Origin of the sequence: Vibrio methylphosphonaticus, from assembly GCF_023634655.1 — a bacterium.
GTDB classification, from domain to species: domain Bacteria; phylum Pseudomonadota; class Gammaproteobacteria; order Enterobacterales; family Vibrionaceae; genus Vibrio; species Vibrio methylphosphonaticus.
In genome coordinates, this window is record NZ_JAMKMS010000002.1 from 268,194 (window position 1) to 281,033 (window position 12,840).

Here is a 12,840-nt window from a genome sequence, read left to right on the forward strand (position 1 = left end):
TGACAACCAGCTCATTAAAATGCACGACACCTATTAACAAAAAAACGTAAATTAACAAAAAAACGTAAATTGCTTCGCTAAGTCGCACAACTAATGTACGAAGCCACGTTTTTTGATGCAAAGTCACAGACAAGAATAGCTATCCATTCATATCACTAGATAACGTAAAGTATCGATTCAATTTGTAAAATATGCATCTAAACGAGTAAAATCCGACCAGTTAAGCTTCTGGATATTACGCTTAAAACAGCTCCCCAATGAAAACAAGAGCAAAAAATCAGCACTTAACAACATTTTAATGACAAATGTTAGAAAAATGCACTATTCACACTTCCATCTATAACCACAAACTGGTTTACTTGTCACGATTACAGCGCCTAGTAAAACTTTAGAAAGTGTATATAAAAAATTACATCACATTTTTCGGCGCCTAGTATAAACAAACACAACAGAATAATTTTGGAGTTACCGTGGCAACGAGCAATACAAACACAGCGCCCCGTGATAATTGGGGATCGAAGCTAGGCTTCGTTATGGCTGCAGCAGGTTCTGCTGTAGGTTTGGGGAACATTTGGAAGTTCCCTTACACAGCAGGCGAAAACGGCGGTGGTGCTTTCATCGCAATCTACTTAGCCTTTGTTATTTTTATCGGCTTTAGCGTTATGCTAACTGAGTTTGCGGTAGGTCGTAAGACCGGTCGCAGTGCCGTTGGTGCTTTTAAGTCAACAGATGGTCGCTGGACGTTCGTTGGGGTAATCGGCGTTCTAAGTGGCTTGCTAATCATGGGCTTCTACCCAGTTGTAGGTGGTTGGGCACTGGCTTACGTTCAGAAAGTGTCTACCGGTCTACTCAGCACGCCAGAAGCAATTGGCGACAGCTTTGGTGGCTTCATCACTAACCCAATCCAACCACTGATGTGGATGGGCGGCTATCTATTACTTAACGTAATCATCGTAAGTCGCGGTATTTCTGGTGGTATTGAAAAAGCAGGTAAGGTTCTTATGCCAATCCTGTTCCTGATTCTAATCATCGTATCAATAAAAGGTTTGATGCTTCCTGGCGCAATGGCGGGTGTTGAATTCCTGTTTAGCCCTGACTTTTCGAAAGTAGACAGCGGCGTGGTATTAGCAGCACTTGGGCAAGCCTTCTTCTCATTAAGCCTAGGTATGGGCTGTATGATCACTTACGGTAGCTACCTTAGAAAGAAAGAAAATCTTGTTCAAACCACTGCAATGGTTACTGCGATGGACACAGGTGTTGCAATCCTTGCTGGTATCGCGATGTTCCCTGCGATGTTTGCTCTTGGCATGGAACCAGCGGCAGGTCCTGGTCTAGTATTCGTTGTTGTTCCTCAGCTATTTGCTGAAATGGGCGGCGTTGGTGTGGTGTTCGCACTACTCTTCTTCATTGGCTTGTCAGTCGCGGCACTAACGTCTTCTGTTTCTCTAATGGAAGTTGTCGTTTCTTACCTAATAGATGAGAAAGGCTTCAAACGTATTACAGCAGTACTTTCTGCAGCTTCAGTCATGGCTGTGCTGTGTATCTTCGCTTCCCTATCACTAGGTGGTTTAGGTCCAACGCTGTTTGATACCGGTGCATTTGATATTTTCGACTTGCTTACTGACAAAATCTTCCTAGCTGTTGGCGGTATGTTGGTATGTATCTTCGCAGGCTGGAGACTGACTCGCGAAGAGCTAGAGAAAGAAATCACCAACGATGGCGAAGTAAAATTCCCACTATTTGGTCTTTGGTACAACCTAGTTAAATACGTTATCCCAGTAGCAGTAGCAATCGTAGCATTTGCTGGTATTTCAAGCGGCTTTGACAGTGGTAAAGGTCCAATCATGTTAGTGGGTATCGGTATCATTGCGCTAACAGGTTTCCTTTCTAAGAAACTATAAGCAATCACGCCTTAGATAGTCACAGCATCATTATGAAAGAGGAATCAGTAGATTCCTCTTTTTTTATGTCAGAATTCCGCTCCAACATATTCCCCTACTTCGTACTTCAAGTTAGACTTTGCCACCTTGCTTGTTTATTAGAGATTTATTGATGTCTTCACCTGCCCATTCCGTTATTGTGCTCGATTTTGAAACCACGGGGTTATCCCCAAATCAAGGCGATAGAGCCATAGAAATTGGTGCAGTGAAACTCGAAAATGGCATTGCCGTTGATCGCTTTCAATCTTTGATGAATCCGGGCTTTAGGGTCAGTGGCTTTATCGAAAACTACACGGGAATCAGCAACCACATGCTGGCGAGTGCGCCAAGCTGTGAAGAGGTCATGCGAGAGTTTTCAGATTGGATTCAGCATAGTAACCTCGTGGCGCACAATGCATCATTTGATCAACGCTTCTTAGATGCAGAACTGGATAGAATTCAAGCCAACTATCAGGGTACATTTGCCTGTTCGCTGCTGGCTTCACGTCGATTAACGCAAGATGCACCATCACATAAACTGGGTGATCTCATCCGTTACCATCATATTGAAAACGATGGAGTATTTCACCGTGCGTTGGCAGATGCGGAAGTCACCGCCTCTTTGTGGATGGTCTTGCTCAATACGCTACACCAGCAGCATCAAATCACCACGCCAAGTTTTGAGTTAATACAGAAACTATCCAAAACACCGAAAGCGTCTGTTGATAATTTCTTACGTAAATACGCTGAGATGCAAAGTTAATTCACGTTACAGTAGTAATTGAAATTAAATCGAATTCTTTATTAAACGGAATACACCTTTAACGAAACGTGTACTTTAAACTAAGAGCGCCCTATGAACTCTCGTCTAGCTGAATTATTCCCTGTTGGTGTCCGCTTTATGCTGCTGTCGGCTCTGGGCTTTGCCTTAATGTCAGCATGCGTTAAGTACGTCAGCACTTTTGGACTGCCCGTTTTTGAAATTGTTGCTGCGCGAGCGTTAGTGTCATTGATCATTAGCTATGGTGATGTAAAACGTAAAAAGATTTCGGTGTGGGGTAACAATAAAAAGCTCCTCCTTGCACGCGGCACGGTAGGCACCATGGCGTTAATGTGCGTGTACTATTCCATCACCACACTACCTCTTGCTGAAGCAACCATTTTACAATATACCCACCCAGTATTTACCGCGTTTCTCGCCTTTATTTTCTTAAAAGAACGCGTCCAGTTCTCAACCGTCTTATGTATTTTACTGTGTCTGCTGGGTTTGTACGTGATGGTGTATCCAACCCTCAGCTCAAATGGTGTCAGTGACCTGCCACTATTTAACGTCGGCATCGCCATTTTAGGAGCATTTGGCAGTGCTATCGCTTATGTCATCGTCAAAAAGCTAAGTGTGACAGAAGATAGTTCAGTCATTATTTTTTACTTCCCATTGGTGGCGCTCCCTTTGTCGATACTGCTGATTGGTGATGAGTTTGTTATGCCAGATCTCACGCTGACGTTTTTGTTGGTGTTGGTGGGAATATTTACTCAGATTGGGCAATTAGGCTTAACCAAAGCAATGCAAACGCAAGCGGCAGGTAAAGCCTCTGCGTATGCGTACGTGCAAATTGTCTTCTCCATCATCCTTGGTGCTATTTTCTTTAGTGAAACGCCTTCCTTCTGGACCTATGCGGGCGGCGCTTTGATTGTCATGGGCGCCATGATCAATGTATTTGGCAAAAACCTGAAATCTCCCCGTATGCTACGATCTCAATAACTCAGATTTGAAGCGCTAAGATGTGTCAGTCAAAGGGAGCGAACTCAATAAATTCGCTCACTTTGGCTAATATTTGCTAGAAGCGAATATTTGCTAGAAATAGTTAAACTTACTCGTAATAATTAAAGTTGATCACGAATACTCTTCGCTTTCAATAAGGCGTAGGGTGTACTTAACATCCAAATCGTGAACCCAATAAATGTGACTAACAAAAGACCTCGCAAAAAGTAAACACAGGCTCTCCTGATCACCGTGCTATAAGCGGTGGTAAGTGTGATATCAAAACCATAGGCCTGTGAAGTCACCTGTTGACGCACAGGTGCACCAAACCAAGTTTCATGGTCGTTGTGACGTGCCATGGAAGCACGTTGCTCGCGTTGGTTCGGCAGCCTTATTTCATAATCAGCAAAGTCCAATCGTGGCGCAATCCAAGACCCAACCATTCTTCTTGGATTCACATACGCAAACGAGTGACGCTCTCCCTCCTGAATCGAGATCACAAATGATGTTTCTGGGAAATAGTCAGTATGCTTTGACCACCCTAAGAAAAGATCCGCAAATTGATCACCTTGCCAATATTGCTCTTTACTATTAACCGGTCCAAAAATACTACAAGCCGACCATGAACCTGAGGACTCTTCAACAACCCCTAACGCCCTCACCTCCTCATTTTCGTAGGTCAGATTTGCATATTCTCTCTGCAAGGATAAAGGACAATTAGGATTATATGGCAGAGAGATAATGGCATGAGAAATAGCACTGATATGACTTTCTATTTTATCCAAGCTGTATTCTGCACTGTGCTTCATTTCTCTTTTTACAATCATGTTTGCATGAAAAAAGCTTATTACTGCGACAGCCAAGATCACGAGTAGTATCAACGCTACCTTACTATATGGACCTTTCAACATTGTCTCCCCGATTACGATGCTTAACCATTAATAAGTACCCTAATAACGCGCCGTATATTGCGGTGAATAACCCAATCAAACGGTACGAAAATGTCACTAACTGACTAAGAAACTCTGTCGAAGAACGGTGCACCGAAATTTGATAAGGGAATACATCGGACGACAAACCAAACGAATAGGTTAATGTCGAATCACTTTGTGAAAAACCAAACCGTTCTATTCGAATAGCCTCTTCGTCGGTAAACGAGAGCGTAATATTCGACTTTTTATTATTGGGGCCAATCCACCAACCTAGAATCGCCTTTGGATTAACCAACGCGATGACCAATCCATCGTTTCTTCTAACCGCCAGCGCAAAAGAGCTGTCTCGCCGATACTTAGAAAATTTAACTTTGCCAAACAGCAAGTCACCTCGTGATGAATAGTCCCAATCTCTTTCATCTACATGACGGCTATATAAGCCAAAGTTACTACACAAATTAGGGAATGGCCCTTGAAGTTCTCCCACTATCAGACCGCGTAATGTCACGCTATTAAACACTCGCTCCCGAAGTAGAGTCATATAAGTTGAATCGCACTGTTGTAATACTGGTAATTGTCGCAACTCTTGCTCGACAGTAGAAAGGTGGGCGTCAATTCTTGTCACAATCTGCTCTACATCATCTCTCAAGTTATCTCGAAATGTCATTACATGATAAATAGAACCAAGCAGCCAAGTGTAAATCATAATCAGAAAAACATTGAAAAGCGTCTTTTTAATCGGCATAAATATCTGTATCAATTTGTCATTGAATTCTTTTATACCAATATTGTGTGAACATTCTTTAACTCAGCGCAACAAAACCATTATTTCTGTCAATATAATTGTCAAAACTATCAACCTACAACGTATCCACACAATCTATATAACCAGTTCAGTCGTTTTTTCCATTTTTTCTCCACATTTTTTCGCTAAAATGCCATATATAGTGATACCGAATGGTTTTTTATACCAAGGACTACCCGTGCGAATAACGATATTTTCAAAGCTTTTTATTTCTATCTTATTGGGCAGCCTGTTCATGGTCATCGGCATGTCTTGGATGATCAATCACAGTTTTAAAATCGGACTTCAGTCGTACATCAATGAAAAAGAAACCGAAAAAATTGCTGTCATTGCCACTGCTCTCCCTCAGTACTACGACTCACAAGCTGGCTGGCGTGAATTAGAGTCTGATCCTTACTTATGGCATGAGCTGTTCATTGCAATTGGCGAACCACCCCCTCGTCGCCGCCCCTTCATGGAGTTCGATGAACCTAGACCAAATCGTCAGAAACCATCAGTGTCCCAAAGACCACTCAGCCATCGCGTCTATTTAACCGACCAGAGCCATGATTGGGTAATTGGTCATGACTCTCCCCCCACTTCTAACGATGACCCAGTCACATCCATTCCTATCACCGAGTCTGGCACTACGATCGGGTGGCTCAACATTCAGCACCCTAATACCATCACCGATAGGTTGGTCGAGAGTTTTTATGCCCAGCAAATGAAGAATATGGTTTGGATTATTTCGTTAGCAGGCTTTGGTTCATTCATCATTGCTATTTTGCTTGTTCGCCATTTTTTGATGCCTCTTAAGCAATTAAATAAAACCGCAGTCGCTCTGACTAAAGGTGATTTCACCTGTCAGATCCCCACTCAAGGCCATGATGAGTTCTCCAAACTAAGTCGAGCATTTAACTTATTAACCACCAGCTTAAGAGAACAAAAAAAGACCCGAGAGCAATGGATTACCGATATCTCTCATGAGCTTCGTACCCCTCTTTCGGTTTTACAAGGGGAGCTGGAGGCGATTCAAGATGGTATTCGACAACCAGAGCCAAAGCACATCGACTCAATGCATCATCAAGTTCGTGTTCTCAGTAAGTTAGTGGAAGACTTATACCAACTTTCTCTATCTGATTCAGGCGCATTTAGAATGAATTTCTCCGACACTAACCTGACCCACCTTTTAGAAATGCAATCAAGGAACTACGAGCACCGAATTTCAGATAAAGGGCTAAAACTAACAAGAGAGTACCACGCAGAATCACCAGTCATCGTTTGGGGAGATGATAAAAGCCTGTCACAGTTGATAGGTAACTTACTAGAGAATAGCTTTCGCTATACCGACGCGAATGGTCAAATTAGAATTTCGATGCAAGACTTTGATCAACGTGTAGAGTTTCACATTGAAGACTCCTCGCCTTCAGTAGACAAGGATGCCTTACCCTATTTATTTGACCGCTTATTTCGAATCGACAAATCACGCAGTCGGCAGTATGGCGGCGCTGGGTTAGGGCTCTCCATTTGCGCCAGCATTGTGCACATGCATAATGGGAAAATCAGTGCTAAGCCATCTGAACTTGGTGGCATTATTGTCATCGTGTCTTTGAATAAACATAAGCCAAATGATCATGAATAACACTCAAATATTAGTCGTTGAAGATGAACCCACGCTTGGGCAAATAGTGTGTGAATACTTACAGCAATCGGGTATGAAGACACAACTCATCTCTGATGGATTAGACGTGATTGATTGGGTCAAAGCTCACCAACCTGACCTCATCATTTTAGACTTAATGCTACCGCATCGAGATGGCTTAGACATTTATCGAGAACTTCGGACGTTTACGCAAGTCCCTGTCATTATGGCAACGGCGCGTGTTGATGAAATAGATCGACTTCTTGGCTTAGAATTAGGGGCGGACGATTATATTTGTAAACCTTACAGCGTTAGAGAAGTTGTCGTGCGCGTTAAAAATGTCTTGAGACGTTCTCAACAAGCGTCACAAACCACGCCCGTGTTAGCTGCGCTTCATATAGACACAGATAAAATGGTCGCGACTTATCAGCAACATCCGCTATCGCTTACCCCAGCTGAATTCAAGCTACTGGCTTTTTTACATGATAATGCCGGTTTTGTTTACAGCCGAGAACAACTCATGAACCATATCTATCCAGACAACCGGCTAGTATTCGACCGCACCATTGATAGCCATATCAAAAATTTGCGAAAGAAACTTCAGCATGTGAACTCACAATGCGATTACATTAAGTCTGTTTACGGGATCGGATATAAATTTGATTTTTAGATCTAGCGGTAAACAAGACCTAAAAATCGTATTCAATACCAGCGTAAAGCCGTAGTCTATCCCCTTAAACCATTCCTCTTAAACCATGGCATTAATGCTGATTTTTAAGCGGCCAATTTATTAGCGCCATCATAAGCTGTAGTCATTTTTCTCAGAAGGCCGTTGAGATAAATACTCAATGAACTCAAATTGCAGATTATGATCTTCCATATAGTAGGCGTTTTTGCGGTAAGGATGATCGGCACCGCGATGATCCAACAGATACCCCACTTCCTCCAAGCGCTTTTCAAGCGACTCAAGATCCGGAACCGCAATACCAACATGCTTTACGCCGGTGTAATTGGTCTGCCAGTCGGGCGCTTGGCCTTTGCCATTGGAAGCTAAAGCAAGATAAGAGTCATCCGTTCCAACATGAAACCATTCCACGTCATGACCAGATGAATCTTCATATTTACCCTGCCCGCGAATCGTCCACTCTGGAATGGCTGCCATAAGAAAATCGACGGTTTTTCTTACGTTGATAACGGCAATATTGGCGTGTTCTACATAACTGTTCATAATATCTTCCTTTTTATTGTTGACCGAGTATTCCAACGCATTCACATCAATTGCATCAACGATGATCACAACGATAATCAACAACCAGCGTGGTATGCCTTGGGTTTATCTCAACTCTAATACCTCAAGTTAAGTTGAGGTAAAGTGTTTTTTTTACTTATTAGCAACGACTGGTAAAATAAACCTAGGGGCCAGCCTAAAAACGACTGATAAACTAAAACCTACGGGCACCACCGCACACGAATGTGAGCTCTGCTCAAAGCACGGAAGGAATTGACAATGACAAATGAAGAATTTAACCAGTTTTGTAAAAACCTTCCTGCCACAACTTATGTTGTACAGTGGAATAACTCCCATGTTTGGAAAGTAGGCGGCAAAGTTTTTGCCATCAGCGGGTTGGGTAAACAACCAACGCAGAATGGCAGTAACAAAGGGGACGTCCCTGCAATTACGTTTAAAACATCAACTCTAAACTTCGATTTTTTGAGTGATAAATCTGGCTATATTCCAGCCCCATATTTTGCTTCGCGAGGTATGAAGTGGATCCAGTGTATCGAGTGTCACGCAGAATTGGATGAAGAACTGGCGTATTACCTTCAAGAGTCTCACCGATTGGTCTCTCTTGGTTTAACAAAGAAAATGCAGCAAGAATTAGGACTTAACCAAGCCCACTGACGACAACCTCTCAACTAAGGCCCATTCTCCACATTTTATCCATATTTCCTCCAATTTAGTCACCAATAATGTCACCTACTTCGAATAACCCAGCACCTAGCTCTAACAAAATGTGCTGACCGAACTAAGGAACTCATTATGAAAATCGTCCTCGTTGTGACGGCATTACTTTTATCAAGCGCACTCTTGCCCGCCCAAGCTAACGAAGAACGTGAGCACCGTCGACCTCCCTCATTTACTGAGTTAGATAGCAATAGTGATGGTGAGTTAAGCCGAGACGAAGTCAAAGGTCCATTGTTAGAAGATTTTGACCAATTTGATAGTGATGGCAGCGGTACGCTAGCGGAGGACGAACTTCCTGAGCCGAAAAGAAAGCGCGAACGCAACTGATCGATACCCAGAGAGGCCATTCAAGGGAGTTGGTTCAAGGAAGGCAGTCAGGAAGTTAGTGATATGTATCTCTATCGCTGCACAAGCAGCGAGACCTAGCTTCTGTCATGACTTTGTCACTCCCGCATATCCCTATCTCCCTATCTCCCAGCTTGATAAATACAACCAAGGACGACCTGTGCTCAAAGGCTTACCATTATCTGTGATATCGTTGTGCATTATTACATCGTACCCAAGTCACTCCGCGCTTTATCGTATTGTTGAGGTCGAGACCTCAAGTTATGAAGCCGCTTCAGAATTTCACGCTGCAAGTATTCTTCCTTCAGACTCCAATTCTTGCTTTTCGCAACAATGCATCGAAACCGATCACCCAATGATTGGCTACAGCATGAATGGGTTGGAAGGCTTGCCGCTTGATGAAGAAGTGGCGTTTGGTGTCGATAAATATTTCTACTATCTCGATTATGATGATCTGTCGTCATACTGCTACAGTGAGCTCGGCTACGCCACTTGTGACGCTTGGACGAGTCGTCGTTGGTATGGCGATTCAAGCAATGGCATCGGGGGATTACAAAATGAACGTGATGCCTATTACACCGCCAGTTATACGCCACTTTACCGCTCATTCGATGAAAGCCAATCGACATTGACTGTTGAACCTTATCTGCCAGCCCATTATTCGGATACGCTAAGTATCGCCCTCGACACAATGGAGTTTAAGGTGTTAAAAAAAGATTCTCAGGGAAATATCTTGGCGAATGCCAGTAGCGGCTACTTTGATTACCAAGGTTATTACGCTCAAGCGTATCGCCATCGGGGCATAGTCATTAACGGCGCGACGGTCACGACGCTACTGCCTTTGGCAGATGACAGTTTAAGCTTTGCTGATTCCGAAGGTGAGCAATTACTCATCGAAGAAATGGGCGGCACACTCGCATTCGATACCTTTACCTACCCAACAAGCGGCAGTGATAGCCAAACCTATGTCGTAGGTAATGCCGCTGTCGCAACGTTCGATTACTCCGATTCATCCAAATACTATGCTGGGCTTGATCTTAGCGGCTGTGTTGATTTAGATCAGCCAGTACTCAATGCGGCTTGTCAAAATTTTGGTTTCTCAAGCCAAGCGTTTATCTGGTCATTAGAAGATAATGGCGACACCCGATTCCCAGCAACCTCGTGGGCGACGAGCTACGACAGTTACAGCTATGCCACAGCGCAAGCGAGTATTCGTGCGGCTGCCATCATTGACAGCGAGAATAGTGTTTATGATCAGCTTCCGGTGTTGGTTGGCTTTAATACCGAACTTGCCGACGACAATATGCTCATACAAGCCGCGATATTTCGTCCTATTGATACCGCTAATTTTGTCGTCGCCGAAAATGCATGGGAATCCGTATTTATTAACAACGCCAAACTTGAAAGCGACGATACGTATATTTATAGCAACTCTCTTGCTAAAGACATCAACGAACATTTATTGGTGGTTGGTGAAGCAAAACGATCCGGCAGCGTGCCGGAAAGCGGAACCGCAGCCAATAGAATGTTTATCGCCGACGCCAGTCAAAGCTCACCAACAGCGGTCTACTTTTCCAGTTTATCGCAGAGTATTTTCTTTACGAGCGCCGGGGGTGAGGTCAATGCAATCAATAACTACAATGAAATTGTCGGCGAAGTAGATGCGGAAAATCATTCGGAAATAGACAGTAAACAACGTCGTCGTCGTGGTTTTATCTACCCTTACAACGGAACGGGCAGCGACGTAGAACGCCGCGCAGTCATGAACAATCGAGCATGGTGGCTTGACGATCTAACGAATGGCGGTGAGTACAGTAACAGCAACAATGCCTATCGCATTACCAGTGCGTCCGACATCAACGATGCGGGGGTGATTGCCGCTACCGCCATCAAGTGTGCGTCGGGCTACGATACCACTGACCATTTTGCCACTTGCGGCGAAGGTACGGAGACCGAGACGGTCGTCGCCGTGAAATTAATGCCCATAAACGGGGCGACGAGTGCTGATATTTATTCAAGAGAAGAGGATACATCAACAGTGAGCCGAGCCGGTGGCAGTGCCCACCCCTTCGCGATATTGGGTCTATTACTGCTGGGGCTAGGTCGCCGTCGAGCCCGAACATAACAGATTATTGAGTATCTTGGGTTCGTAACAAGCATGGGCTTTAACCAGCATCGGTACTTAACCACCCGATACTCTGAATGACCATAGAATCTGAATAGCGATAGACTCTCAATAATCATGAAGATTTAGCACCGAGGTTTACCTAATATCAAGGTTGACTTAGTACCAAGGTTTACTTAGCGCAATAACACGCCCACCAGCACCTAAGCGGCATTAAGGCATAACTTGCTGCTACCTCATAAAGCAACGTATTGCCATAAGAGCAAACTGTTCGTTTACAGCAGTTTGCTCTTATATTGCTCAGGCGTTTGGCCTGCGTACTTTTTAAACATACTAATAAACGGACTGGCTTGGTTATAACCCAAGGTAAATGCAACTTCTTTTACCGATTGACCACTTCGTAATAAATCCATTGAGTACAAGTAACGAACCCATGACCAACAGTCCGAACTTTCGGCTAATGCCATTTTAGCTACATGGACAAATACATCCATTCACAATAACAACCTAAACACTTGTGCATGCTGACGTAAAATGGCAAATCCCCATCAAGTATTCCCCTACACTACGCCTCATCCAATCGTTACCACAATGAGGCACCCATACAATGCGCAAACTTATCTTTATACTAACGGCCATGCTACTTCCTGTATCAATCAGCTATGCGAGTATCTCTATTAAAGGCGATCACCTTGAGCTAAGTGAAGACTGCATTAACTATGAATCAAAACGCGTTAAAATTGAATCAGAAGAATGTGATAGCAAGCATCGCAAAGGAAAGAATGATCGAAGTGTTCACGGAAAAGATAACCCAGGTAAGGGACATGGAAAGAAAAAATAGCGCCTGCGATAGCGACCACTGTTCATCAAAGTGGTCGCTACTAATAACAATGGTGAGCTAACGGCTGTCACAGCGATAAATAGAACCCAGCAGCGCAACAAAGCACACCAGCACCATAGGCAAATTAATCAACGCTCCTGGTGCATCCCCAGCAGTCACTACTGGCTTATACATGCCAATCGCTAATCTTCCTGCGTACTCAGCGATCATAATGATGTACATCAAAGGAATTAAGCTTCGATAACGAATAGAAACCAAAAGATAGATAAACGCAATCAACAGTTGCGATAACCCCCACAATGCAAAGACACCTACAATGGTGGACGCCGCCCCAGAACTAAACGTGTCTAGCGGGATCGTTGCAATACTTTGCGCACCGCCATCTGCGGCCAGTAAGTGATGCTGACTACGCCACAACGTCACAGCAGTTAAGCAATAGAAGAAATATTGGCTCAACTTTGCTCCTTGATAGTTGTTATCTATCACCTTAGGGAGTATCGATTTAAAGTCAAAATACATGATAA

Annotated in this window: 13 protein-coding genes and 1 pseudogene; 9 read left to right on the top strand and 5 right to left on the bottom strand. The window is 43.7% G+C overall.

What is annotated here, in order from left to right; all coding sequences use genetic code 11:
* Positions 1–470: 470 nt before the first annotated feature.
* The 3 genes from M9196_RS03520 (at position 471) to M9196_RS03530 (ending at position 3,681) form a co-directional block, all read left to right on the top strand.
* A complete protein-coding gene (locus M9196_RS03520; RefSeq protein WP_250616139.1) occupies positions 471–1,901 on the top strand; it encodes a sodium-dependent transporter in 1,431 nt (476 codons plus the stop codon).
* 148 nt (positions 1,902–2,049) lie between these two features.
* Complete coding sequence (locus tag M9196_RS03525) at positions 2,050–2,682, top strand: 3'-5' exonuclease (protein ID WP_250616140.1); 633 nt, start codon at positions 2,050–2,052, stop codon at positions 2,680–2,682.
* A 93-nt stretch (positions 2,683–2,775) separates the two neighbouring features.
* A complete protein-coding gene (locus M9196_RS03530; RefSeq protein WP_250616141.1) occupies positions 2,776–3,681 on the top strand; it encodes a DMT family transporter in 906 nt (301 codons plus the stop codon).
* 122 nt (positions 3,682–3,803) lie between these two features.
* Here the strand turns inward: M9196_RS03530 and M9196_RS03535 are convergent, their stop codons facing one another.
* Both M9196_RS03535 and M9196_RS03540 read right to left on the bottom strand, forming a co-directional pair.
* Positions 3,804–4,592 carry a hypothetical protein gene (locus M9196_RS03535; protein ID WP_250616142.1) on the bottom strand — a complete coding sequence of 263 codons (789 nt, stop codon included), beginning with the start codon at positions 4,590–4,592 and terminating at the stop codon, positions 3,804–3,806.
* Complete coding sequence (locus M9196_RS03540; RefSeq protein WP_250616143.1) at positions 4,573–5,319, bottom strand: hypothetical protein; 747 nt, start codon at positions 5,317–5,319, stop codon at positions 4,573–4,575. Before M9196_RS03540 ends, M9196_RS03535 begins: the two co-directional genes overlap by 20 nt.
* Positions 5,320–5,596: 277 nt before the next feature.
* Here M9196_RS03540 and M9196_RS23605 point away from each other — a divergent pair, with 277 nt between their 5' ends.
* Together M9196_RS23605 and M9196_RS03550 are read left to right on the top strand one after the other, a co-directional pair.
* Positions 5,597–7,039, top strand: coding sequence for an ATP-binding protein (locus M9196_RS23605; protein WP_250616144.1), 1,443 nt, complete (start codon positions 5,597–5,599; stop codon positions 7,037–7,039).
* Complete coding sequence (locus M9196_RS03550) at positions 7,032–7,709, top strand: response regulator (protein ID WP_250616145.1); 678 nt, start codon at positions 7,032–7,034, stop codon at positions 7,707–7,709. The genes M9196_RS23605 and M9196_RS03550 overlap by 8 nt, the downstream gene beginning before the upstream one ends.
* A 129-nt stretch (positions 7,710–7,838) precedes the next feature.
* On the opposite strand, the gene M9196_RS03555 is transcribed toward M9196_RS03550, so the two are convergent.
* Complete coding sequence (locus M9196_RS03555) at positions 7,839–8,267, bottom strand: VOC family protein (RefSeq protein WP_250616146.1); 429 nt, start codon at positions 8,265–8,267, stop codon at positions 7,839–7,841.
* Between the two features lie 279 nt (positions 8,268–8,546).
* On the opposite strand from M9196_RS03555, the gene M9196_RS03560 reads away from it, so the two are divergent.
* From M9196_RS03560 to M9196_RS03570, 3 genes are all read left to right on the top strand, one after another.
* A complete protein-coding gene (locus M9196_RS03560; RefSeq protein WP_250616147.1) occupies positions 8,547–8,942 on the top strand; it encodes an MmcQ/YjbR family DNA-binding protein in 396 nt (131 codons plus the stop codon).
* A gap of 138 nt (positions 8,943–9,080) precedes the next feature.
* A complete protein-coding gene (locus tag M9196_RS03565) occupies positions 9,081–9,332 on the top strand; it encodes a hypothetical protein (protein ID WP_250616148.1) in 252 nt (83 codons plus the stop codon).
* 58 nt (positions 9,333–9,390) lie between these two features.
* Complete coding sequence (locus M9196_RS03570; protein ID WP_250616149.1) at positions 9,391–11,475, top strand: DUF3466 family protein; 2,085 nt, start codon at positions 9,391–9,393, stop codon at positions 11,473–11,475.
* Between the two features lie 275 nt (positions 11,476–11,750).
* Here M9196_RS03570 and M9196_RS03575 read toward each other — a convergent pair.
* Positions 11,751–11,906 (bottom strand): annotated as a pseudogene (locus M9196_RS03575) (helix-turn-helix domain-containing protein); the annotation flags it as partial.
* A 176-nt stretch (positions 11,907–12,082) separates the two neighbouring features.
* On the opposite strand from M9196_RS03575, the gene M9196_RS03580 reads away from it, so the two are divergent.
* The gene (locus M9196_RS03580; protein ID WP_250616150.1) at positions 12,083–12,316 is read left to right on the top strand and encodes a CG2 omega domain protein; all 234 of its coding nucleotides are present in this window, start codon (positions 12,083–12,085) and stop codon (positions 12,314–12,316) included.
* Between the two features lie 57 nt (positions 12,317–12,373).
* Here M9196_RS03580 and M9196_RS03585 read toward each other — a convergent pair whose 3' ends face one another.
* Positions 12,374–12,835 (bottom strand): hypothetical protein, encoded by a 462-nt coding sequence (locus M9196_RS03585; RefSeq protein ID WP_250616151.1) that lies wholly within the window; start codon positions 12,833–12,835, stop codon positions 12,374–12,376.
* Between the last annotated feature and the right edge of the window lie 5 nt (positions 12,836–12,840).